Consider the following 23,195-nt stretch of genomic DNA (forward strand, 5'->3'; position numbering starts at 1 on the left):
GGCGCGCTCCAGAGCACGTGGACCGCCCGGCGGATCGGCGCGCGGCGGTCAGACGGACGAACGGTCGGTCGGTCGGACGGACGTCAGTGTCCGTGCGCGATGGCGCCCCGGGGCCAGCAGCGGGACGCGGCGGTCGCGTGGTGTGCCGTCATCGTCGCCCCCCTGTCTCCCGTGCTCGTGTCGCGTTCTCTCACCGGCTCGAGCCGGTGGTGGACGACGCTACGGGCGCGGTGTTTCGGCATCGTTTCGATCGGGAAACACCGTCGAAACGATGCGCCGTTAGCGTCGCCGCATGTCTGCAGCAGCCCTCGCCCCGTTCCCGACCGAGCTCCGTGTCGGCGTCCCCGACTGGCTCCGCGACGCGCAGGCCGCTGCTCCGGAACACCTCGGCACCCGTGCGGAGCGGTTCGCGCTCGTGAACGCCCTCGCCGAACGGAACGTCGAGGAGGGCACCGGCGGTCCGTTCGCGGCGGCCGTCGTCGACGAGGACACCGGCGCGGTCGTCGCCCTCGGGGTGAACCTGGTGCTGCACACCAACCTGTCGTCGATGCACGCCGAGGTCGTCACCCTCGGACTCGCACAGGCTCGGACGGGAGCCTGGAACCTCGGCCGTGACGTCGGCCACGGGCGTGTGCTCGTGGTGAACGCCCAACCGTGCGTGATGTGCCTCGGCGCCCTGCTGTGGTCGGGGGTCTCCGCGCTGGAGTTCGCCGCCGACGGAGCCACGGTCGAGCGGATCACCGGCTTCGACGAGGGTCCGGTGCCGGGGGACTGGCGCGAGCAGCTCGTTGCTCGGGGGATCGACGTGCACCAGGAGCACGGCACCGGTGCCGAGACGGCGCTCGAGCGCTACCGCGACCTGGTCGAGTCCGGCGCCACCGCGCGCTACAACGGCAGCGGTGCCTGACCCGGCGTCAGCGCAACACCCGCCGCGTCCGTCGCCACCACCACTTGACGTGCATCGAGACGGTGAGGACGCCGGTCCGCTGCCATTCCCGGAACTCCGCGACGGTGGCTCCGTTGTCCCACGCGAAGAGCACGTCGTCGTCCGCATCCACGTCGGGCGCATCCGGCAAGGGTCGCAAGATCGGCATCAGGTGGACTCCTCTTCCTCAGGGTGGACGTGATCGGCGGCGGTTCGCCTCCGGAGTGCACGAGTGGCGAGCCGTCGGTCCGCCTTCGACCACCACCGTACGGTCTCGAGTTCCCGGAGCACAGTTCTCGAAATGTCGTATGCACGGCCGCCTCGTGGCTGGGCGAGCGACCAGGTGAACCGCTTCCAGGCGTGCTCTCGATCGGTCGTCCGCCGGCTCTGGAACGCCCCGAACCAGCTGACGACCGCCGCCACGATCGCCGCGCCGGCGGCGATGCACGCCGCGACCAGTGCTGTCTCCATGGGGCAAGCCTGCGGCAGTGGGCGCGACCCGACGCGACACGCGAGCCGACCTGTGGATGCCGGACCGCGCCTCCCGGCCTGTGCACGACAACGGGCGCACCCGGCGGACCCAGCAGCGGGGAGCAGACTGACGACGTGCCCAACCCACCCCGACTGAGCGACCTGTCCGGCTCGCAGGAGGCCGACAGCGGCACCCTCCGGTCCCGCGGCCGCCGGTTCACCGAACTGCTGTCGATCGCGAGACGCCACCGCCTCGTCCCGTTCCGTCGCCTCGACTTCTCGCACGACCCGGCCACCTCCGACCTGCGCCGCAGTCAGGCCGAGCACCTGCGCCGTGCGCTGGAAGAGGCCGGCGGCGGGTTCGTGAAGATGGGCCAGCTGCTCTCCACCCGTGACGACCTGCTGCCGGAGGAGTGGACCGAGGGCCTCGCCCACCTGCAGCGCAACGTCACCGCCGCCCCCGCCGACCAGGTGCTCGCCCTGCTCGAACAGGAACTCGGCGCACCGGTCGACCAGGTGTTCGCGTCCTTCGACCCGGTGCCCGTCGCCGCGGCCTCGATCGCCCAGGTCCACCGCGCCCGCCTGCCCGACGGCACCGCGGTCGCGGTCAAGGTGCAGCGCCCCGGCATCGACGCCGCCGTCCGCCGAGACGTCGACATCGCGCTCCGTGTCGTCCGCTTCATGGCGCGCTGGTCGACCGAGGCCCGGCAGGTCGGTGTGCAGGACGTGGCCGCGCAGTACGCTGACGACCTGGTCCGCCAGGTCGACTTCGTCTCGGAGCTGCGGAACCTCACCGCCCTGCGCGCCGCACAGGCCCGCAGCGCCCGTCCGGACGAGGTCCGGTTCCCGGACCCGTACCCGGACCTGTCCGGGCGCCGCGTGCTCGTGATGGAGTTCCTGGAGGGCGACACGCTCAGCGCGATCCGCGCCGAGCGTGCGGACCGCGACCTCGACGGCCCGATGCGCGCGATCCTGCGCGCGTTCCTGCGACAGGTCGTCTTCGACGGCCTCTACCACGCCGACCTGCACCCGGGGAACGTCCTGGTGCTGCCCGATGGGCGGCCCGCGTTGATCGACTTCGGATCGGTCGGGAGGCTCGACCCGACCCTCCGGGACACGGTCCAGGACCTGCTGGTCGCCTACCTGCAGGACGACACCTCGCGGATCGCCGATGCGGTCCTGCGGATGGCACCGGTGCGCGACGCGCACGACGAGCCCGACTTCCGTCGGGACATCGCGCGCTTCGTCGCGGACGAGCTCGGACCGGGCGCGCGCATCGGCGTCGAGACGGTCGACGACGCCGTCGAGGTGTTCGGGCGGTACCGGCTCAAGGCGCCGGCGGACTTCGTCGCCGCCGCGCGGGCGCTGGCGATCTTCGAGGGCACCCTCCGGACGCTCGCGCCCTCGTTCGACCTGCTCGAGGAGTCCCGCGGGCTCGCCCGTGAGCAGATCACCGACCAGCTGCGCCCCGGCAAGCTGCGCGACCTGGCGGCGAGGGAGCTGATCGGCGTCGTCTCCGCGGCCCGACGGCTGCCGCGCCGGGTCGACCGGATCGGCGAGGCGATCGAGACGGGCAAGTTCACCGTCAACATCCGGCTCTTCGCGGACCGCCGCGACCGCGAGCTCGTGTCCGGCATGATCCGGCGCATCCTGCTCGTGCTGCTCGGCGCCGGTGCCGGCATCCTGGCGATCGTCTACCTGGCGCTGCCCGCCCGACCGGACGCGGCGATCTCGACCGCGGTGGCCGGGGCACTGCTCGGGGGAGCGGCCGTGGTGCTGCTCGGCTGGGCGGCGATCGACTCCTGGCGCGCCCGGCGACGGCGCTGATGGCGACGGGCGGGCGTCCGCTACACTCGTCCGGGGCCCAGCGCGGCCCGAAGACCTTTCACAACACGACCGAACGGGACACCGAAGACTCATGGCCAGTACCACTGACATCAAGAACGGCGCCGTTCTCATCATCGACGGCCAGCTGTGGTCGGTCGTGGAGTTCCAGCACGTCAAGCCCGGCAAGGGTGGCGCGTTCGTCCGCACCAAGCTGAAGAACGTCGTCTCCGGCAAGGTCGTCGACCGCACCTTCAACGCCGGTGCGAAGATCGACACCGCCGTGGTCGACCGCCGCGACTACCAGTTCCTCTACGAGGACGGCGACTCGTACGTGTTCATGGACACCGACACCTACGACCAGATCCCGGTCTCGGCGACGGTCGTCGGCGACGCGAAGAACTACCTGCTCGAGTCCGCGATGGTCACCATCGCGATGAACGAGGGCAACCCGCTCTACGTCGAGCTCCCGACGTCCATCGTGACCGAGGTCGAGACCGAGCCGGGCCTGCAGGGCGACCGCTCCTCCGGTGGCACCAAGGACGCGACCATCATCGCGACCGGCCACCGCATCCAGGTCCCGCTCTACCTCGAGAGCGGCACCACGGTGAAGATCGACACGCGCGACGGCAGCTTCCTCGGCCGCGTCAACTCCTAGGCGACGCTGTATGAGTGCTCGTTCGAAGGCCCGCAAGCGCGCCCTCGACATGCTGTACGTGGCCGAGGTGCGTGAGCTCCCGATCGCGGACGTCCTGGCCACCGAGACCGTCCGCCACCTGGACCAGCCCGAGCGCGCCTCGAGCTGGGACTACGCACGGCAGATCGTGACGGGCGTCGACGAGGCCCGTCACGAGATCGACTCCGTCATCATCGACCACGCCCAGGGGTGGTCGATCGCCCGGATGCCGGTCCTCGATCGCTGCATCCTGCGGATGGCCGTCTGGGAGCTCCGGTTCAACCCGGAGGTGCCCGACGCCGTCGCGATCGCCGAGGCCGTCGAGCTCGCCCAGTCGCTCTCGACCGAGGACTCCGCGGGCTTCGTGAACGGTGTCCTCGGAGCCGTCGCCGGCGGTCGTGCACCGTCCGGTCGGACGGTCGCAGGGGACCAGGAGTCCCGCTAGGCTTGTGCACGTCAGCATCCTTTAATGCCGTCCAGTGAGGCGGGGAAGGGGGTCGACGTGGGTACCAGAACGGTCCTGCAGCAACCCGACATCACGCGCGCTCTGACGCGCATCGCACACGAGATCCTCGAGGCCAACCACGGCGGCTCGGACCTCGTCCTCCTGGGCATCCCGACCCGGGGCGCCGTGCTCGCCGAACGGCTGGGCCGCGTCCTGGCGGACATCGAGCCCGAGTGGCAGTCCGCTCGGGCGGGCATCGGATCCGAACGGGTCGGCACGCTCGACGTGACCATGCACCGTGACGACCTCGGCCACGGCATCGGACGGGCCCCGCACCGCACGGTGATCCCCGCCGGCGGCATCGACGGCAAGGTCGTCGTGCTCGTCGACGACGTCCTGTACTCGGGCCGCACGGTCCGGGCAGCGCTCGACGCCCTGCAGGGGATCGGCCGGCCGCGCGCCGTCCGGCTCGCCGTGCTCGTCGACCGCGGCCACCGCGAGCTGCCGATCCGCGCGGACCACGTGGGCAAGAACCTGCCCACCGCCTCGGACGAGCGGGTCACCCTGCACCTGTCCGAGACCGACGGCGACGACACCGTGTTCATCGAGCAGGGGGTGGCGTGATGCGGCACCTGCTCTCCACCGCCGACCTGTCGCGCGACCAGGCCGTGCACATCCTCGACGTCGCCGAGGAGATGGCCGAGGTCAACACGCGCGAGGTCCGGAAGCTCCCGGCCCTGCGCGGCAAGACGGTCGTGAACCTGTTCTTCGAGGACTCGACCCGCACGCGCATCTCGTTCGAGGCCGCAGCGAAGCGCCTGTCGGCCGACGTCATCAACTTCGCGGCCAAGGGCTCGAGCGTCTCCAAGGGTGAGTCCCTCAAGGACACCGTGCAGACCCTCGGCGCGATGGGCATCGACGGCATCGTCATGCGGCACGGCTCGTCCGGTGCGCCGCGCGTGCTCGCCGACGCCGACTGGATCGACGTCCCCGTGGTGAACGCCGGCGACGGCACGCACGAGCACCCGACGCAGGCACTGCTCGACGCCTTCACCATGCGCCGTCGCCTGCACGGTGCCGGCTCGCGCGGCCAGGGCCTCGACGGCGTCCGGGTCCTGATCGTCGGCGACGTGCTGCACAGCCGCGTCGCCCGGTCGAACGCGTGGCTGCTCCGGACCCTCGGCGCGAGCGTCACCTTCGCCGCACCGCCGACGCTCCTGCCCGCGACGACGACGCCGTTCGGAGCCGCGGTGCACCACGACCTCGACGCCGCCCTGGCCGAGGACCCGGACGTCGTCATGACGCTCCGGATCCAGCAGGAGCGGATGGACGACGCGTTCTTCCCGAACCCGCGCGAGTACACGCGGCACTGGGGCCTGACGGCTGCGCGGTTCGCGCGGCTGTCCGAGCGCACACTGATCATGCACCCCGGTCCGATGAACCGCGGGCTGGAGATCGCCGGCGTCGCTGCCGACGACCCCCGTTCCACCGTGGTCGAGCAGGTCGAGAACGGCGTCTCGGTCCGCATGGCGGTCCTCTACCTGGCCCTGACCGGCACCGAACCGAAGGAGTCCGCAGCATGACCGCTCACCTGATCCGCGGCGCGCAGCTGGTCGACGGCTCGCGCGCCGACATCCGACTGCAGGACGGCCGCATCACGGCGATCGGCTCCGGCGTGGACGCGAGCGGTGCCACGGTCGTCGACGCCGACGGGCTCATCGCCCTGCCGGGTCTCGTCGACCTGCACACCCACCTGCGCGAGCCCGGTCACGAGGAATCCGAGACGGTCCTCACCGGCTCGCGCGCCGCGGCGGCCGGAGGCTTCACCGCCGTCAACGCGATGGCGAACTCGAGCCCGGTCGCCGACACCGCCGGGGTCGTCGAGCAGGTGCAGGCACTCGGCGACGACGCCGGATACGTCACGGTCCGCCCGATCGGCGCGGTGTCGCAGGGGCTGCAGGGCACGCACCTGTCCGAGATCGGTGCCATGGCGACGAGCAGGGCGAAGGTCCGGGTCTTCTCGGACGACGGCTCCTGCGTGGCCGACCCGCTCCTCATGCGCCGCGCACTCGAGTACATCAAGGGCTTCGGCGGGGTGCTCGCGCAGCACGCGCAGGAGCCCCGCCTGACCATCGGTGCGCAGATGAACGAGGGCCGGCTGTCGTCGGAGCTCGGGCTCGCGGGCTGGCCGGCCGTGGCGGAAGAGGCGATCATCGCCCGCGACGTCCTGCTCGCCGACCACGTCGGGGCTCGGTTGCACGTCTGCCACGTCTCGACCGCCGGCAGCGTCGAGGTGATCCGCTGGGCCAAGTCCCGCGGCATCGACGTCACCGCCGAGGTCACCCCGCACCACCTCGTGCTCACCGAGGACCTCATCGCCGGGCACGACGGCGCCCCCGGGTACGACGCCCGCTACAAGGTGAACCCGCCGCTCCGTGCCCAGGAGGACGTCGACGCCCTGCGCGCCGCCCTGGCCGACGGCACCATCGACATCGTCGCGACCGACCACGCACCGCACACCGCCGAGGCGAAGTGCTGCGAGTGGCCGGCGGCGGCGAACGGCATGGTCGGCCTCGAGTCGGCGCTGAGCGTCGTGCAGTCCGCCGTCGTCGCGTCGGGGCAGCTCGACTGGGCCGACGTCGCCCGGGTCCTGTCCGAGGCGCCCGCGCGCATCGGCCAGGTCGAGGGCCACGGTCAGCGCATCGCCGAGGGCGCGCCCGCCGAGATCACGCTCTACGACCCGACGGCCAGCCGCGAGTTCGCGGTCGCCGACCTCGCCGGGCAGTCGCAGAACTCGCCGTACCTCGGCATGACGCTGCCCGGCCGGGTCGTCGCCACGTTCCACCTGGGCGCGCCGACGGTGCTCGACGGCCGTCTCGTCGACGCCGACACGGTCGCCGCGCACGCCGCGGCACTCCGGACGGGGGCGCGCGCATGAGCGGCGACGCCGCGCGCTGGTTGCTCGGCGGGGTGATCCTGCTCGCGGTGGCCGCGCTGTTCGTCGCCATGGCGCGCACCTGGCGGACGCGGACCAGGAAGCAGGCGGAATCCGTGCCTCCCGTCCCCGTCCCGACCACGATCGGACCGGAAGTCGGGTCCTGGGACGGTTTCTCCGTCGCGACGACCCGTGCCGACCAGCCGCTGGAACGCATCACCGCCGGCGGACTCGGCTTCCGCGGCCGCGGCGGCGTGCGCGTCCACGAGACCGGTGTGGTCCTGCGACTCGCCGGCACGGACGACCGCTGGATCGCACGCGCTGCGGTCCGCGGGGCCGACCGCTCGACGTGGGCGATCGACCGGGTGGTCGAGCCCGGGGGACTGGTCCGTCTGCGATGGACGGCGACCGGCGCCGCAGGTGCGACGGACCTCGACACGTACTTCCGGTTCCCGGAGGGCGACGCAGCCGCGCTGCTCGCCCTGCAGGGACTGACCGAGACCGGGCCGCAGGCGACTGCGGCCGATGCCCCGCGAACCGCGGGCGAAGGGAAGAAAGCATGACACGCGAACGGGCCGTCCTGGTCCTCGAAGACGGCACCCGGTACGACGGCTGGGCCTACGGCGCCCGCGGGCGCACGCTCGGCGAGGTGGTCTTCGCGACCGGCATGACCGGCTACCAGGAGACGCTGACCGATCCGTCCTACGCCGGCCAGATCGTGGTGCAGACCGCGCCGCACATCGGCAACACCGGCGTCAACGACGAGGACCCGGAGTCCCGTCGCATCTGGGTCGCCGGGTACGTGGTGCGCGACCCCAGCCGCGTGGTCTCGAACCACCGCGCGAACGCGTCGCTCGACGACCACCTGGTGCGCGACGGCATCGTCGGGATCTCCGGCATCGACACCCGCGCCCTCACTCGCCGGATCCGCGACGCCGGCGCCATGAAGGGCGGCGTGTTCAGCGGCGCCGACGCGCAGCTGTCGGAGTCGGAGCAGCTGGACGCCGTCCGGTCGCAGGCCACGATGGCCGGCGCGAGCTTCTCGGCGATCGTGTCCACCCCGGAGACCTACGTCGTGCCGGCCGAGGGCGAGCAGATCGGGCGGCTGGCCGTGCTCGACCTGGGCGTGAAGGCATCGACCACCCGCTACCTCGCCCAGCGCGGCTTCGAGGTGCACGTCGTGCCGCAGGACATCTCCGCTGCGGCGCTCGAGGAGCTCGCACCGGACGCCCTGTTCTACTCGAACGGCCCCGGGGACCCCGCGGCGTCGGACGCCCAGGTCGAACTGCTGCAGGGCAGCCTGCGGACCGGTCGCCCGTTCTTCGGCATCTGCTTCGGCAACCAGCTGCTCGGCCGCGCGCTCGGCTTCGGCACCTACAAGTTGCCCTTCGGTCACCGCGGCATCAACCAGCCGGTGCTCGACACCACCACGGGCAAGGTCGAGATCACGAGCCAGAACCACGGCTTCGCGGTCGACGCTCCCCTGGGGCAGGTCCTCGAGTCGCCGGCCGGGTTCGGCCGCGTCGAGGTCTCGCACTACTCACTGAACGACGACGTGGTCGAGGGCCTGCGGGCGCTCGACGTGCCCGCGTTCAGCGTGCAGTACCACCCCGAGGCCGCCGCTGGTCCGCACGACAGCATGTACCTCTTCGACCGGTTCGCGGACCTGGTGCGCGCGCGACGTGACGGGGAGCCGCTCGACGCGGCCACCGCCGACGCGACCACTCCCGCAGCAGACATCACCAAGGAAGCGAACTGATGCCCAAGCGCGCAGACATCAACTCCGTCCTCGTCATCGGTTCCGGCCCGATCGTCATCGGTCAGGCCGCCGAGTTCGACTACTCCGGCACCCAGGCGTGCCGTGTCCTCCGTGCCGAGGGCGTCCGGGTCATCCTCGTCAACCCGAACCCGGCGACGATCATGACCGACCCCGACTTCGCCGACGCGACCTACATCGAGCCGATCACGAACGCGTGCCTCGAGGAGATCATCCGCATCGAGAAGCCGGACGCCGTCCTGCCGACGCTGGGCGGCCAGACCGCCCTGAACGCTGCGATCGCGCTCGACGAGGCCGGCATCCTCGAGAAGCACGGCGTCGAGCTCATCGGCGCCAAGGTGGACGCCATCCAGCGCGGTGAGGACCGCCAGCTCTTCAAGGAGCTCGTGCTCGAGTCCGGCGCCGACGTGGCCCGGAGCCACATCGCCCACACGCTGGAAGAGGCGAAGGAGTTCGCGAAGGACCTCGGCTACCCGCTCGTCGTCCGCCCGTCCTTCACCATGGGTGGTCTCGGTTCGGGCTTCGCGTACGACGAAGCCGAGCTCGTCCGTTTCGTCGGCGACGGGCTGCAGTCCAGCCCGACGACCGAGGTCCTGCTCGAGGAATCGATCCTCGGCTGGAAGGAGTACGAGCTCGAGCTGATGCGCGACAACTACGACAACACCGTCGTCATCTGCTCGATCGAGAACGTCGACCCGGTCGGCGTGCACACCGGCGACTCGATCACCGTCGCACCGGCGCTCACGCTCACCGACCGCGAGTACCAGAACATGCGCAACATCGGGATCGACATCATCCGCCGCGTCGGTGTCGACACCGGTGGTTGCAACATCCAGTTCGCCGTCGACCCGTCGAACGGCCGCCTGATCGTCATCGAGATGAACCCGCGCGTCTCCCGTTCGTCGGCCCTGGCGTCGAAGGCCACGGGCTTCCCGATCGCGAAGATCGCCGCGAAGCTCGCCATCGGGTACCGCCTGGACGAGATCCAGAACGACATCACGAAGGTCACCCCGGCCAGCTTCGAGCCGACGCTCGACTACGTGGTCGTGAAGACCCCGCGCTTCGCGTTCGAGAAGTTCCCCGCGGCGGACGCCACGCTCACCACGACGATGAAGAGCGTCGGCGAGGCGATGGCCATCGGCCGCAACTACGCGACGGCGCTGCAGAAGTCGCTGCGCTCGCTCGAGAAGCGCGGCTCGAGCTTCCACTGGGACACCCCGGCGGCGGAGCTCGACAAGGACGCCCTGCTCGCGAAGTCGTCCGTCCCCACCGACGGCCGGATCGTCACGGTGCAGCAGGCCCTGGTCGCCGGCGCCACCGCCGCCGAGGTCTTCGACGCCACGAAGATCGACCCCTGGTTCATCGACCAGATCGTGCTCATCAACGAGGTCGCCGCCGAGGTCGCTGCCGCGGACGAGCTCGACGCGGACACCATCCGCTGGGCCAAGGAGCACGGCTTCAGCGACACCCAGATCGCGGCGCTGCGCAGCACCCCGGAGCGCCGGGTCAGCGAGCAGCAGGTCCGCGACGACCGGCACGCCCTCGGCATCCGCCCCGTCTTCAAGACCGTCGACACCTGCGCCGGCGAGTTCCCGGCCCTGACGCCGTACCACTACTCGTCGTACGACGCCGAGACCGAGGTGGTCGCGAGCGACCGCAAGAAGGTCGTCATCCTGGGCTCCGGCCCGAACCGCATCGGCCAGGGCGTCGAGTTCGACTACTCCTGCGTGCACGCGTCCTTCGCGCTGAGCGACGCCGGGTTCGAGACGATCATGATCAACTGCAACCCCGAGACGGTCTCCACCGACTACGACACCTCGGACCGCCTGTACTTCGAGCCGCTCACGGCCGAGGACGTCCTCGAGGTCATCGAGGCCGAGGCGGCGTCGGGCGAGCTCGTCGGCGTCGTCGTGCAGCTCGGCGGGCAGACCGCCCTGGGCCTGGCGAAGCCGCTCGAGGCGGCGGGGATCCCGATCCTCGGCACGAGTCCGACGGCGATCGACTCCGCCGAGGAGCGCGGCCAGTTCTCCGCCATCCTCGACGCCGCGGGGCTGCTCGCGCCGCGCAACGGCACCGCCCACGACCTGGCGAGCGCGACCGCCGTGGCCGAGGAGATCGGCTACCCGGTGCTCGTCCGCCCGTCCTTCGTGCTCGGCGGCCGCGGCATGGAGATCCTGTACGACTCCCCGTCGCTCGCCGACTACTTCGACCGGATGGCCGACCAGGCGATCATCGGCCCGGAGCTCCCGCTGCTCGTCGACCGCTTCCTGGACGACGCGGTGGAGATCGACGTCGACGCGCTCTTCGACGGTGAGCGGCTCTACATCGGCGGCATCATGGAGCACCTGGAAGAGGCCGGCATCCACTCCGGCGACTCCGCCTGCACCCTGCCCCCGGTCGGCCTCGGCCGTGCCGAGATCCAGGGCGTCGTCGACGCGACCGAGAAGATCGCCCGCGGCATCGGCGTGCAGGGGCTGCTCAACGTCCAGTTCGCCATCGGCGCCGGCGTGCTCTACGTCCTCGAGGCGAACCCGCGCGCCAGCCGCACGGTCCCGTTCGTCTCGAAGGCGCTCGGCATCGCGCTGGCCAAGGCCGCGTCCCGCATCATGACCGGCACCAGCGTCGACGAGCTCGTCGCCGAGGGCATGCTGCCGGCACGCGACGGGGCGTTCGTCCCGATGGAGGCGCCGGTCGCCGTCAAGGAGGCCGTCCTGCCCTTCCGCCGCTTCCGCACCCGCGAGGGCCAGGTCGTCGACTCGGTCCTCAGCCCCGAGATGCGCTCCACCGGCGAGGTCATGGGCATCGACCGCGACTTCCCGCGGGCGTTCCTCAAGTCGCAGGACGCCGCGTACGGCGGCCTGCCGACCAGCGGCACGGTCTTCGTGAGCGTCGCGGACACCGACAAGCGCGCCATCGTGCTGCCAGTGCACCGCCTGCAGCAGCTCGGCTTCACGATCATCGCGACCGAGGGCACGGCGGAGATCCTCCGCCGCAACGGCATCGAGGTCGGCATCGTCGGCAAGTACAGCCAGGGCGGCGAGAGCGTCGTCGACCTGCTGACGCGCAACGAGGTCGACATCGTCATCAACACGCCGTCCGGTGCCGCCGGTCGTGCGGACGGGTACGAGATCCGTGCGGCCACGGTCGCAGCGGACAAGCCGCTGTTCACGACGATCGCGCAGATCGGTGCGGCGGTCGCGGCGATCGAGACGATCGGCACGCCACTCAACGTCCGGAGCCTGCAGGACTACGCGCGGGAGCGCGCCACCTGGTGAGCGAGGGGCACACGGGAGGCCCGGCCTCCTTCGGCGATCGGCTCGCGTCCGCGATGCGCGAGCGTTCACCGCTCTGCGTCGGCATCGACCCCCACGCCACCACCCTGGCGGCGTGGGGGCTCGGCCGCGACGAGCAGGGCCTGACCGCCTTCGGTGCGGCCCTGGTCGACGCGGCCGCCGGCCGCGCGGCGATCGTGAAGCCGCAGATCGCCTTCTTCGAGGCGGCGGGGGTTGCGGGCTACCGCGCGCTCGACGCGACGATCCGTCGGGCACGCGATGCGGGCCTCCTGGTCGTCGCCGACGTGAAGCGGGGCGACATCGGCTCGACCGGTGACGACTACGCGCTCGCGTGGCTCGCCCGTGACGGGCCGTTCGCGGCCGACGCGATGACGGTGTCGCCGTACCTGGGCTACGGCTCGCTCAGCGGGACGGTCGACGTCGCTCGACGGAACGGTGCCGGGGTCTTCGTGCTCGCCGCGACGAGCAACCCGGAGGCGCGGGTGCTGCAGACCGCGGTCCTGGCGGAGGGCCCGCGTGCCGGGCGGTCCGTGGCTGCCGGTATCGTCTTGGACGTGGCAGACGACAACCGGGCCGCGGGCGAACAGGCCCTCGGCGACGTCGGGCTCGTGCTCGGCGCGACCCTTCACCTCGACGACTTCGGCATCGACGCGGACGCGATCGGCACCGCGCCGGTGCTCGCCCCGGGCTTCGGTGCCCAGGGCGCCCGGATCGAGGACCTCCGTGCGCTGTACGGTGCGCGCGCCGAACAGGTGCTCGTCAGCGAGTCGCGCGGTCTGCTGACCGACGGTCCGGACGGGGTCGCGGCACTCGTGTCCGACCGCGCCGACCGGATCCGCGCCGCCCTCGGGGCCGCAGCATGACCACCGACGGCGACCGCACCGACGGCACCGACCTGCCGGCCCACCGCACGCCACCGCAGGTCGACCGCGTCGCGGCGGCCCAGGCAGCGGTCGCCGCGCGACGCGCCCGGGCTGCGGTCAAGTCTGCGATCGCGTCGGGGGAGCGCTCGGCGCTCGAGGTCGCACGGTCTGCATGGGATGACGCCCTCGTCGACACGACCTCGGCGGAGCGCTCGCTCCGGGTGCGCGACCTGCTCGTCAGCCTGTCCGGCATCGGTCCGGCACGTGCCGAGTCGATCATGGGCACGCTGCGCATCGCGCCGTCGAAGCGCCTCGGGGGCCTCGGCACCCGGCAGCGCACGGCCCTGGCCGACTGGCTCGCCGCCCGCGGTCGCAAGCGCGGTGCCTCGAAGCTCGTCGTCCTCGCCGGGCCGACGGCGGTCGGCAAGGGCACGGTGAGCGCGTACATCCGCGAGCAGTACCCGGACGTGAACCTCAGCGTCTCCGCCACCACCCGGAAGCCCCGCCCGGGCGAGGTCGACGGCGTGCACTACTACTTCGTCGACGACGCTGAGTTCGACCGGATGATCCGCGAGCGCGAACTGCTCGAGTGGGCCACGGTGCACAATTCGTACCGGTACGGCACCCCGCGGCCGCCGATCGACCGAGCGCTCGACGCCGGCGAGCGGGTCATGCTCGAGATCGACCTGCAGGGTGCTCGCCAGGTCCGTGACGCCATGCCCGAGGCCGTGCTCGTGTTCCTGCTGCCCCCGACGTGGGAAGAGCTGGTGCGTCGACTCATCGGCCGCGGCACCGAGTCGCCCGAGGAACAGGCGCGTCGACTCGACACCGCGAAGGTCGAACTGGCCGCCCAGGACGAGTTCGACGTCCGCATCGTGAACTCCGATGTCGGCACCGCGGCACGACAGGTCGTAGACTTGTTCTCTGCGCCCTGACGGGTGCACCGACGACGAGGAGACTCCATGGCCAACCCCCAGGGCATCATCGACCCGCCCATCGACGACCTGCTGAGCAAGGTCGAGTCGAAGTACGCGCTCGTCATCTTCGCTTCCAAGCGTGCGCGTCAGATCAACGACTACTACGCCGACCTGCACGAGGGCTCGCTCTTCGACAACGTCGGCCCGCTCGTCGACTCGACGATCGACGACAAGCCGCTGTCCGTGGCTCTCCACGAGATCAACGAGGACAAGCTCACCGTCACCAAGCAGCAGCAGCCCTCCGACTGATCCCGGTGACTGCAGCTGCTCTGCGCCTCTTCACGTCCGAGTCGGTGACCGAGGGGCACCCCGACAAGATCTGCGACCAGATCTCGGACAGCATCCTCGACGCACTGCTCACGGTGGACCCGCACGCTCGGGTCGCCGTCGAGACGATGGTGACGACCGGGCTCGTGCACGTCGCCGGCGAGGTCACGACCTCGGGCTACGTCGAGATCCCCAAGCTCGTCCGTGACGTCATCACGGGCATCGGCTACAACTCGTCGGACGTCTCCTTCGACGGCGCCACGTGCGGCGTCGAGGTGTCGATCGGTGCGCAGTCGCCGGACATCGCGCAGGGCGTCGACGAGTCGCTCGACTCCCGCACCGGCGCGGTCGACCCGCTCGACCGCCAGGGTGCCGGCGACCAGGGCATCATGTTCGGCTTCGCGACGAACGAGACCCCCGAGTACATGCCGGTCGCGATCTGGCTGGCGCACCGCCTGGCCGAGCGTCTGGCCGCCGTGCGCAAGTCCGGCGAGCTGGCGTTCCTGCGCCCGGACGGCAAGACGCAGGTCACCGTCGGCTACGACGGCGTCGTGCCGAAGACCGTCGAGACCGTCGTCCTGTCGACGCAGCACTCGCCGAGCGTCACGCTGGAGCAGCTCACCGCCGAGATCACCGAGCACGTGATCCGTCCGGTGCTCGACCTCGTCGACCTCGACTCCTCGCACGTCGACGTCATCGTCAACCCGACGGGTCGCTTCGAGATCGGTGGCCCCCAGGGCGACGCCGGACTCACCGGCCGCAAGGTCATCGTCGACACGTACGGCGGGGCCTCCCGTCACGGTGGCGGCGCGTTCAGCGGCAAGGATCCGTCGAAGGTCGACCGCTCGGCGGCGTACGCGCTGCGCTGGGTCGCGAAGAACGCGGTCGCCGCAGGCCTCGCCGACCGGCTCGAGGTGCAGGTCGCCTACGCGATCGGCCGCGCGAAGCCCGTCGGGCTCTACGTCGAGACCTTCGGCACCGGACACGTCGACGACGCCACGATCGAAGCCGCGATCCGCCAGGTCTTCGACCTGCGTCCGGCCGCGATCATCCGCGACCTCGACCTGCTCCGTCCGATCTACGCACAGACCGCGACGTACGGACACTTCGGCCGCGAGCTCCCCGGGTTCACCTGGGAGCAGCTCGACCGCGTCGAGGAACTCCGCGCCGCCGCAGGGCTCGTCACCGCCGCCGTCTGAGGCACCGCGTGACCACCGTCGCGCGCGTCGTCCTCGACTCGCCGCTCCCGCAGTTGGACCGTCTGTTCGACTACCGGGTGCCGGCCGAGCTCGAGGACGACTGCGTGCCGGGGGTCCGCGTGAAGGTCCCGCTCCGCACCGGGGCCCGGATGTCCGACGGCTACGTCGTCGAGATCGTCGACGAGGGCGACTACCCGGGTGAACTCAGCGCGATCGAGACCCTGGTGTCACCCGTCCCGGTCCTGGCGCCGGAGATCTGGAAGCTCGCCCGCGCCGTGGCCGACCGCGCCGCCGGTGTTGCGTCCGACGTCCTGCGCCTGGCCGTGCCGACCCGCCAGGTCCGCGCCGAGAAGGCCTGGCTCGCGCGCGACAACTCGTGGTCGCCGCCCCCGGTGTCCGCACCGCCGGTGACCGGCTACACCCCGGGCATGCTCGAAGGCGTGATCGCCGAGCACGATCGCGCTGCGGTCGCCGCGGTTCCCCACCCGGTGGCGCTGGCCGGGCCCACCAGCGACGAGGGCGACGGCGACTCCGATCCGATCTGGGTGCCCGGCTGGGCGGCGACCCTCGCCCAGGCCGCCGCCCACACGCTGGCGAGCGAGCAGTCCGCCGTCATCGCCGTCCCCGACTTCCGCGACGTGATCGACCTCGAGCGCGCGCTGCTCGCGGTGCTGCCGCCGGAACGGGTCGTGCGCTTCGACGCCAAGCAGACGAACGGGCAGCGGGCCAAGGCACTGCTGCAGGCGCGGACGCACCCCGTCGTCGCGATCGGCAACCGCACGGCGGTGTACGCACCGGCGACCGACCTCGGGCTCATCGCGATGTGGGACGACGGCGACGCCTCGTTCATCGAGCAGCGCGCGCCGTACGTGCACACGCGTGACGTCGCCCTCGTGCGGGCTGCGCAGTCGGGTGCCGCACTGCTGTTCCTCTCGCACGCCCGCAGCACCGACGTGCAGCGGCTCGTCGAACTGCACTGGCTGCAGGACGTCACGCCGTTCCGGGTGAAGACCCCGAAGGTCATCCCGACCGTGCAGCAGACCTCGGCCGAGGGGTACGCCGCGCAGGCACGCATCCCGAGCTCCGCGTGGCGTGCCGCGCGCGAGGCCAGCCAGCACGGCCCGGTGCTCGTGCAGGTCGCGAGCCCCGGGTTCGGCACCGGACTGGTCTGCGCAGAGTGCGGTGAGCGGGCGCACTGCCGGATCTGCGGCGGTCCGCTCGGCAGCCCGCATCGCGGTGCCACGCCGCAGTGCCGGTTCTGCGGTGCCCTCGCCGTGGGGTTCCGCTGCCCGACGTGTGGCAACGGCACCGTGAAGCCCGTGGGACAGGGTGCCCAACGCACCGCCGACGAACTCGGGCGGGCGTTCCCCGGCACCCGGATCGTGGTGGCCGACGGCTCGCGCCCGCTCGACGAGGTGCCCGCGCGGCCCTCCGTCGTCGTCGCGACCCGCGGTGCTGAGCCGAACGTGCCCGGGGGCTACGCGTGCGTCCTGCTGCTCGACGGCGAGAAGATGCTCGCGCGCGAAGGGCTGCGCGTGCAGGAGGACGTGCTCCGGTTCTGGACGAACGCCGCCGCGAAGGGCGCTCCCGGGGCCGAGGCGTACCTGGTCGGCATCGGCGGCAAGCTCGCGACGGCGATGGCGCTCTGGCGGCTCGACGGTCCCGCGCACGACGAACTCACCGATCGGCGCGAGCTGCACTTCCCGCCGGCGGTCCGCGTGGCGACGATGACCGGCACCGACGAGGCCGTGACCGCTGCGGTCGAGGCCCTCGAGGGAGCGACCGCCGGCCCGGTGCTCGGCCCGGTGCCCGTCGAGGACGACGCCCTGCCGGGCACGGTCCGGGCGATCGTGCGGTTCCCGTACGCCCACGGTGCCGAGGTCGCGGCGACCCTGAAGGCCGAGGTCATCCGGCGGTCGTCGACCCGGCGAGTGCTCAAGGGCGGCAATCGGCGTCGTGCGGCACCGACGCTGCGGGTCCGGCTGGACGACGCCGAGCCCTTCAGCGAGGTCTGACCCGGTCGACTCCGACGCAGAACGACACCCTCGACGTCGTACGACGACGAGGGTGTCGTTCCGAGTCCGCGGCAGCAGCGTCAGGCCCGCACGGCCCGCCCACCGACGCGCGGGAACACCACGCCGAGCGCGACCATCCCGACCGCGAGCACGAGGTGCAGCCAGTTGTCCGCCCAGTTCAGCGGCACGAAGTTCGCGCCGAACGAGTGCCCCGCGGTGAACAGCCCGTAGACCCAGAGCACGAAGTAGACGACTCCGCCGAGCACCAGGTACATCCGCGAACCGGTGGCGTACCCCGCCGCGAGCACCCCGACGACCCCGAACAACAGGTGCACGACGTTGTGCAGCACCGACACCTGGAAGACCCCGAGCAGCATCGCCATCGACCCGTGGCCGGCGCCCCCGAGGTCGCCCGTGGTCAGCCCGGGCACGAACCCGGCGATCCCGACGAGCAGGAACACGACGCCGACGAGCAGCGCGACCTTCTGAATACTGGACCCTGCGAAGCGGTCGGTGGACGTGGTGACGTCGGACATGTGAACCCCTCTCGTGCTGTGCCGCAGACCGTACCCACCCGGCGCGGGCCCGGTTCGGGTCAGTCCACCGAGCGCGCGCGTGGGAGGATCGAACCCATGCGTCTCGTCGTCGCCGGCAGCCCCGCTGCGGCCGTTCCCACCCTCCGCCGCCTGGCGGCGTCCGACCACGAGATCGCTGCGGTCCTCACGCGTCCGCCGACACCGCAGGGCCGGAAGCGGGTGCTGACGCCGACGCCGGTCGCGCAGGTCGCCGCGGAGCTCGGACTGCCCGTCATCGAGGCGAGCCGCGTGGACGACGACGTCACCGCGCGCATCGCCGCGCTCGACGTCGACCTCGGTGTCATCGTCGCCTACGGGGCGCTGCTCCGCCGCCCGGCGCTCGATGCCCCACGCCTCGGCTGGGTGAACCTGCACTTCTCCGACCTGCCGGCGTACCGTGGCGCCGCGCCGGTGCAGCGGGCCGTGATGGCGGGGCACACCCGCACCGCCGCGTCGGTCTTCCAGCTCGTCGAGGCGCTCGACGCCGGCCCGGTGTTCGCGGCGGACCCGTTCGAGATCGACCCGGAGGCCACCGCCGGCGAGGTCCTCGCCGCCATGGCCGAGTCGGGTGCCGAGACCGTCGCCCGGGTGGTCGACCACATCGCCGCCGGCACGGCCGTCGCGACCGAGCAGACCGGTGAGCCGACGCTCGCACCGAAGACGACCATCGACGACGGGCGCATCGACTTCGACGCTCCGGCTGCGGTCGTGCACGCCCGTCTGCGCGGAGTCACCCCCGAGCCCGGCGCGTACGCCCACCTCGGCGAGACCCGCGTGAAGCTGCTCCGCAGCAACCGCCTGACAGGAGGCCCCGCGGACCCCGCCCCGCACCTCGCGCCCGGTGCGCTGGCACTCCACGGCGGTCGGCTGCTGGTCGGGACCGGTGACACTCCGCTGGCGCTGCTCGAGGTGCAGCCGGCCGGCAAGAAGGCGATGGACGCCGCAGCCTGGGCCCGTGGCCTGGGCGAACTGGACGGGAAGGTCCTCGCATGAGCCAGCCGACGAACACCCGGGGCGCCCGCCGCGGTCCCCGCCCCGCGAACGCCCGTCGTGTCGCGTTCGACGTGCTCCGTGCCGTGCAGGTCGACGACGCGTACGCGAACCTGCTGCTGCCGACACGCATCCGTCGTGCCGGCCTCACCGCGCGCGACGCCGCGTTCGCCACCGAGCTCACCTACGGCTCGATCCGGATGCTCGGTCGCTACGACGTCATCATCGCGCTGGCGTCGGGTCGTCGGCCGGAGAACATCGAGGCCGACGTCCTCGACGTGATGCGGCTCGGCGCCCACCAGCTGCTCGCCATGCGCACCCCGACGCACGCCGCGGTCGACGCCACGGTCGAGCTCGCCCGCGAGGTCGGTGCCCGCCGTGCCACCGGCTTCGTGAACGCCGTGATGCGCAAGATCGCCGCGCGTACCGACGACGAGTGGGACGGGCAGATCACCGAGGGCCGTGGCGGCGACGCCCTGCTCGCCACGCGGTGGTCGCACCCGGTCTGGGTCGTCTCGGCACTGCGCGACGCCCTCGCCGCCGAACGCACCCGCGACGAGCTCGCCGCCCTGCTCGCCGCCGACAACGCCGCGCCCCGGGTGCAGCTCGCGGCGCTGCCCGGGCTCGCCACCGACGAGGACATCGCCACCGCGACGGCGCGCACGGTGCCGGACGCAGACGACGACGCCGATGCCGATGCCGCGTTCGCCGACGCGACGGGCGCGGCGGACGTGCCAGCGGCCCTGGTACCCGCCGACGACGAACCGGAGGCCGACGGCGCGACCGGCACCGTGCCTCCCGTCCGGACCGCCGACCCCGTGCCGGCCGCCGACGCCCTGCCGGTCTCGCCCGTCGGGATCCGCGGCATCTCCGGTGACCCCGCGCGCGTGCCGGGCGTCGCCGCCGGGCGCCTGCGCGTGCAGGACGAGGGCTCGCAGCTCGCCGCCCTCGCGCTGAGTCGGTCGTCCGCGGTGCGCGAGGGCGAGCGCTGGCTCGACATGTGCGCCGGCCCCGGCGGCAAGGCCGCGTTGCTCGCGGCCGAGGCGCAGCAGGGCGGCGCGACCCTCGTCGCGAACGAGCTCGTGCCGGCACGTGCCGGACTCGTGCGGAACGCCCTCGGGGTGTTCGGCGACCACGTCCGCGTCGTCGAGGGCGACGCCCGGCGCTACGGCCGCGACGGCACCGGGATGACCTTCGACCGCATCCTGCTCGACGCACCGTGCACCGGCCTCGGCGCCCTGCGTCGGCGTCCGGAAGCACGCTGGCGGAAGACCCCCGAGGACGTCCAGGAGCTCGCGGCGCTGCAGACCGAGCTGCTCGACGCCGCGGTCCGGGTGCTCGCACCGGGTGGGACGCTCGCGTACGTCACGTGCTCGCCGCACCTGGCCGAGACGCGCGGGCAGGTCGACGCGCTGATGGGGCGGCACGGGGGAGTCCTCGAGCAGCTCGACACCGCGACGATCGTGCGCGGCGTCGCCGCGCGCGACCCGGAGATCGCGGACGGCAACACGGCGCAGCTGTGGCCGCACCGGGTCGGCACCGACGCGATGTTCATCGCGTTGTTCCGTCGCGTGGGCTGAGCGCGTCGCCCGGCGTTCAGGCCGCTCGCCGGTAGGCGCTGCCGTCGCAGGTGTGCACGGCCGAGTCGTCGAACAGCGCCCGCAGGTTGTACGCGGCACAGTCCCGGAACGTGCCGATGCTGATCCACCGCGCCGACCGGCGGAGCTCGCCCTTCGTGGGACCGTCCGAGCCGATGCCGGCCCGGTGGACGGTCCAGGCGATGTCCTGCGCGTCGGCGTCGAGGTAGCGCATGACCGCCTCGTTGTCCGCGTGCTGGCCGCGGTAGTCCCGCGCGAGCGTCGACCGGACGACGCGGAGCACGGGGGCGAGCCGCTTGCCGGGAGGGGCGCTCAGCCCGCCGGCCTGGTACAGCAGGCGCCGGGTGCCGCTCCGGCGCATGGCGGGGACGAGGGCGCGGACGAACTGCGTGTTGACGGGTCGCTCGCGTTGCGCGGCGACGTCCCCGAGCATCACGACGACGCCCGTCACGCCGTCGAGCAGTGCATCGAGGTCGAGGTCGTCGGTGACCGAGCCCTGCACGACCTGCAGGTCGTCGTGCTGGACGGCCAGCTTCGACGGCGTCCGTGCGACTGCTCGGACGCGGTGCCCGGCGTCGAGTGCGAGTCGGGTGAAGTGCTGGCCGGTCTGGCCGGTCGCGCCGAACACGAGGAGGGTCTGTTCCGAAGGCATGTCGTCAAACTAGGCGTTGCCTAGAAAATAGTCAATGCCTAGTTCGGGAGTAGGATGTCCTCATGACCGAGCGGCCCTTCCACCACGGGAACCTGCGGGCGGTGCTCCTCGACGAGGCCGTGGCGGTGCTGCGGGAGTCCGGGGTCGACGGACTCTCGCTCCGCGACCTCGCCCGCCGCGCCGGGGTCAGTCACGGCGCCCCCCGGAGCCACTTCGTCGATCGGCAGGCGCTCCTCGACGCCCTTGCCGAACTCGGCTTCGACCGGTTGACCGCTGCCGTGCGCCGGGCACTGTCGGGTGCCGACGGGCTGGAGGACCGGTTCCGCCGGGTCGCCCTGGCGTACGTGGACTTCGCGATCGACGACGCGGCGCTGATGGACCTCATGTTCCAGGCGAAGACGACCGGCCGGACAGGCCCCGTGCAGGCTGCCGCGGAGTCGCTGTTCGCGGTGCTCGAGGGTGCCGTGGGAACCGCGACGACGGAGGACGACGGTGCGGACGCCCGTCTCCTCTTCAAGCTCCTGTTCGCGGCGACCATGCAGGGGATCGCCACCCTGGTCGTCTCGCACCGGATCGACCGGGCGCAGGGCGAACGGCTCGTCGACGCCGCGCTCGAGACGATGCTCGGCTCGGAGCTCGGCAACCGGGTGGTCGGCGGGCGCTGACGTCGCCGCGGAGCGGCCCGGCAGGCTCGCGCCGGTAGGCTTGCCCGGTGACGATCCGCATCTCGCCGAGCATCCTGTCCGCCGACTTCGCGAACCTCGAGAGTGAACTCCACCGCATCGAGACCGCCGACCTGGTGCACGTCGACGTGATGGACAACCACTTCGTGCCGAACCTGACGCTCGGGCTGCCGATCGTCCAGCGCCTGCAGCAGGTCTCCCCGGTGCCGCTCGACGTGCACCTCATGATCACCGACGCCGACGTCAACGCACCGAAGTACGCCGAGACGGGTGCGTCGAGCGTGACGTTCCACTTCGAGGCCGCGGACGACCCCGTGGCCACGGCCGCCGCGATCCGCTCGAACGGGGCCCGTGCCGCCGTCGCGGTGAAGCCCGGCACCCCGATCACGCAGGTGCTGCACCACCTCGACGCCTACGACATGATCCTGCTCATGACCGTCGAGCCCGGCTTCGGCGGCCAGTCGTTCATGCCGTCCGTGATGCCGAAGCTCGCCGACGCCCGTGCGGCGGTCGACGCCTCGGGGCTCGACGTGTGGCTCGAGGTCGACGGTGGCATCTCGGTGGACACCGTGCCCGAGGCCGTGCGCAGCGGCGCCGACACGCTCGTCGCCGGGTCGGCCGTCTACGGCGGTGAGCCCGCCGCGCGGATCACGGACCTGCGCGAAGCGGCCGCGCGGGCGCGGGCATGAGCGCGACCCGTCCGGACGGTACGTCGGAAGCGTCAGCGGAGACCGGTAGCCTGGACCGCGTGAAGACGTTCGACGACCTGTTCCAGGAGCTCACCGAGAAGGCGCGCACGCGCCCCGAGGGCTCCGGCACCGTCGCCGAACTGGACGCCGGCGTGCACCAGATCGGCAAGAAGATCGTGGAAGAAGCGGCCGAGGTCTGGATGGCGGCCGAGTACGAGGGCGACGAGCGCACCTCGGAGGAGATCTCGCAGCTCGTGTACCACCTGCAGGTCCTCATGGTCGCGAAGGGGCTGTCCCCGGCGGACATCTGGCGACATCTGTAGGACGCGCTCGGGCCCGCC

Annotated in this window: 24 protein-coding genes; 20 read left to right on the top strand and 4 right to left on the bottom strand. The window is 72.1% G+C overall.

What is annotated here, in order from left to right; genetic code table 11:
- Positions 1–292: 292 nt before the first annotated feature.
- Complete coding sequence (locus EDF42_RS05635) at positions 293–907, top strand: deaminase (RefSeq protein ID WP_123671702.1); 615 nt, start codon at positions 293–295, stop codon at positions 905–907.
- A 7-nt stretch (positions 908–914) separates the two neighbouring features.
- On the opposite strand, the gene EDF42_RS05640 is transcribed toward EDF42_RS05635, so the two are convergent.
- Together EDF42_RS05640 and EDF42_RS05645 are read right to left on the bottom strand one after the other, a co-directional pair.
- Entirely contained in the window at positions 915–1,094 is a 180-nt protein-coding gene (locus EDF42_RS05640) for a hypothetical protein (RefSeq protein ID WP_123671703.1), read from the bottom strand.
- A complete protein-coding gene (locus EDF42_RS05645; protein ID WP_123294312.1) occupies positions 1,094–1,396 on the bottom strand; it encodes a hypothetical protein in 303 nt (100 codons plus the stop codon). Before EDF42_RS05645 ends, EDF42_RS05640 begins: the two co-directional genes overlap by 1 nt.
- A 135-nt stretch (positions 1,397–1,531) precedes the next feature.
- Between EDF42_RS05645 and EDF42_RS05650 the strand changes: the two genes are divergently transcribed.
- From EDF42_RS05650 to EDF42_RS05715, 14 genes are all read left to right on the top strand, one after another.
- Positions 1,532–3,223: an AarF/ABC1/UbiB kinase family protein gene (locus EDF42_RS05650; protein ID WP_123671704.1), complete on the top strand. Its 1,692-nt coding sequence runs from the start codon at positions 1,532–1,534 to the stop codon at positions 3,221–3,223.
- 91 nt (positions 3,224–3,314) lie between these two features.
- A complete protein-coding gene (gene efp / locus EDF42_RS05655; RefSeq protein WP_111083909.1) occupies positions 3,315–3,878 on the top strand; it encodes an elongation factor P in 564 nt (187 codons plus the stop codon).
- A gap of 10 nt (positions 3,879–3,888) precedes the next feature.
- Complete coding sequence (gene nusB / locus EDF42_RS05660) at positions 3,889–4,341, top strand: transcription antitermination factor NusB (protein ID WP_123339715.1); 453 nt, start codon at positions 3,889–3,891, stop codon at positions 4,339–4,341.
- 24 nt (positions 4,342–4,365) lie between these two features.
- Complete coding sequence (gene pyrR, locus EDF42_RS05665) at positions 4,366–4,965, top strand: bifunctional pyr operon transcriptional regulator/uracil phosphoribosyltransferase PyrR (RefSeq protein ID WP_111083911.1); 600 nt, start codon at positions 4,366–4,368, stop codon at positions 4,963–4,965.
- A complete protein-coding gene (locus EDF42_RS05670) occupies positions 4,965–5,924 on the top strand; it encodes an aspartate carbamoyltransferase catalytic subunit (RefSeq protein WP_123294316.1) in 960 nt (319 codons plus the stop codon). Before pyrR ends, EDF42_RS05670 begins: the two co-directional genes overlap by 1 nt.
- Positions 5,921–7,279 carry a dihydroorotase gene (locus EDF42_RS05675; protein ID WP_123671705.1) on the top strand — a complete coding sequence of 453 codons (1,359 nt, stop codon included), beginning with the start codon at positions 5,921–5,923 and terminating at the stop codon, positions 7,277–7,279. The genes EDF42_RS05670 and EDF42_RS05675 overlap by 4 nt, the downstream gene beginning before the upstream one ends.
- Complete coding sequence (locus EDF42_RS05680; protein ID WP_123671706.1) at positions 7,276–7,839, top strand: hypothetical protein; 564 nt, start codon at positions 7,276–7,278, stop codon at positions 7,837–7,839. The genes EDF42_RS05675 and EDF42_RS05680 overlap by 4 nt, the downstream gene beginning before the upstream one ends.
- On the top strand, positions 7,836–9,035 hold the full coding sequence (gene carA / locus EDF42_RS05685; protein WP_123671707.1) for a glutamine-hydrolyzing carbamoyl-phosphate synthase small subunit: 1,200 nt from the start codon (positions 7,836–7,838) through the stop codon (positions 9,033–9,035). The genes EDF42_RS05680 and carA overlap by 4 nt, the downstream gene beginning before the upstream one ends.
- Complete coding sequence (gene carB, locus EDF42_RS05690; RefSeq protein ID WP_123671708.1) at positions 9,035–12,328, top strand: carbamoyl-phosphate synthase large subunit; 3,294 nt, start codon at positions 9,035–9,037, stop codon at positions 12,326–12,328. Before carA ends, carB begins: the two co-directional genes overlap by 1 nt.
- A complete protein-coding gene (gene pyrF / locus EDF42_RS05695) occupies positions 12,325–13,209 on the top strand; it encodes an orotidine-5'-phosphate decarboxylase (RefSeq protein ID WP_260235145.1) in 885 nt (294 codons plus the stop codon). The genes carB and pyrF overlap by 4 nt, the downstream gene beginning before the upstream one ends.
- Positions 13,206–14,144: a guanylate kinase gene (gmk, locus tag EDF42_RS05700; protein ID WP_123671710.1), complete on the top strand. Its 939-nt coding sequence runs from the start codon at positions 13,206–13,208 to the stop codon at positions 14,142–14,144. The genes pyrF and gmk overlap by 4 nt, the downstream gene beginning before the upstream one ends.
- 27 nt (positions 14,145–14,171) lie before the next feature.
- Positions 14,172–14,435 carry a DNA-directed RNA polymerase subunit omega gene (rpoZ, locus tag EDF42_RS05705; protein ID WP_114849971.1) on the top strand — a complete coding sequence of 88 codons (264 nt, stop codon included), beginning with the start codon at positions 14,172–14,174 and terminating at the stop codon, positions 14,433–14,435.
- A 5-nt stretch (positions 14,436–14,440) separates the two neighbouring features.
- On the top strand, positions 14,441–15,652 hold the full coding sequence (gene metK / locus EDF42_RS05710) for a methionine adenosyltransferase (RefSeq protein WP_111083919.1): 1,212 nt from the start codon (positions 14,441–14,443) through the stop codon (positions 15,650–15,652).
- Positions 15,653–15,660: 8 nt separating this feature from the next.
- A complete protein-coding gene (locus EDF42_RS05715) occupies positions 15,661–17,667 on the top strand; it encodes a primosomal protein N' (RefSeq protein ID WP_123671711.1) in 2,007 nt (668 codons plus the stop codon).
- An 80-nt stretch (positions 17,668–17,747) separates the two neighbouring features.
- Here EDF42_RS05715 and EDF42_RS05720 read toward each other — a convergent pair whose 3' ends face one another.
- A complete protein-coding gene (locus EDF42_RS05720) occupies positions 17,748–18,203 on the bottom strand; it encodes a DUF4383 domain-containing protein (RefSeq protein WP_123671712.1) in 456 nt (151 codons plus the stop codon).
- Between the two features lie 96 nt (positions 18,204–18,299).
- Between EDF42_RS05720 and EDF42_RS05725 the strand changes: the two genes are divergently transcribed.
- Positions 18,300–19,235 carry a methionyl-tRNA formyltransferase gene (locus tag EDF42_RS05725; RefSeq protein WP_123671713.1) on the top strand — a complete coding sequence of 312 codons (936 nt, stop codon included), beginning with the start codon at positions 18,300–18,302 and terminating at the stop codon, positions 19,233–19,235.
- Entirely contained in the window at positions 19,232–20,812 is a 1,581-nt protein-coding gene (locus EDF42_RS05730) for an RsmB/NOP family class I SAM-dependent RNA methyltransferase (protein WP_260235146.1), read from the top strand. Before EDF42_RS05725 ends, EDF42_RS05730 begins: the two co-directional genes overlap by 4 nt.
- A 16-nt stretch (positions 20,813–20,828) precedes the next feature.
- Here EDF42_RS05730 and EDF42_RS05735 read toward each other — a convergent pair whose 3' ends face one another.
- Positions 20,829–21,482, bottom strand: a complete 654-nt coding sequence (locus tag EDF42_RS05735) for an NAD(P)-dependent oxidoreductase (protein WP_123671714.1) — start codon at positions 21,480–21,482, stop codon at positions 20,829–20,831.
- Positions 21,483–21,544: 62 nt separating this feature from the next.
- Between EDF42_RS05735 and EDF42_RS05740 the strand changes: the two genes are divergently transcribed.
- The 3 genes from EDF42_RS05740 to EDF42_RS05750 are packed head-to-tail and all read left to right on the top strand — an operon-like array spanning position 21,545 to position 23,177.
- Positions 21,545–22,147 carry a TetR/AcrR family transcriptional regulator gene (locus EDF42_RS05740; protein WP_123339704.1) on the top strand — a complete coding sequence of 201 codons (603 nt, stop codon included), beginning with the start codon at positions 21,545–21,547 and terminating at the stop codon, positions 22,145–22,147.
- Between the two features lie 47 nt (positions 22,148–22,194).
- Entirely contained in the window at positions 22,195–22,854 is a 660-nt protein-coding gene (gene rpe, locus EDF42_RS05745) for a ribulose-phosphate 3-epimerase (protein ID WP_123339703.1), read from the top strand.
- 59 nt (positions 22,855–22,913) lie between these two features.
- The gene (locus EDF42_RS05750; protein ID WP_111084162.1) at positions 22,914–23,177 is read left to right on the top strand and encodes a phosphoribosyl-ATP diphosphatase; all 264 of its coding nucleotides are present in this window, start codon (positions 22,914–22,916) and stop codon (positions 23,175–23,177) included.
- Positions 23,178–23,195: the final 18 nt, after the last annotated feature.

The sequence above is a fragment of the Curtobacterium sp. PhB172 genome, from assembly GCF_003752545.1.
In the GTDB taxonomy this organism is placed as follows: Bacteria; Actinomycetota; Actinomycetes; order Actinomycetales; family Microbacteriaceae; genus Curtobacterium.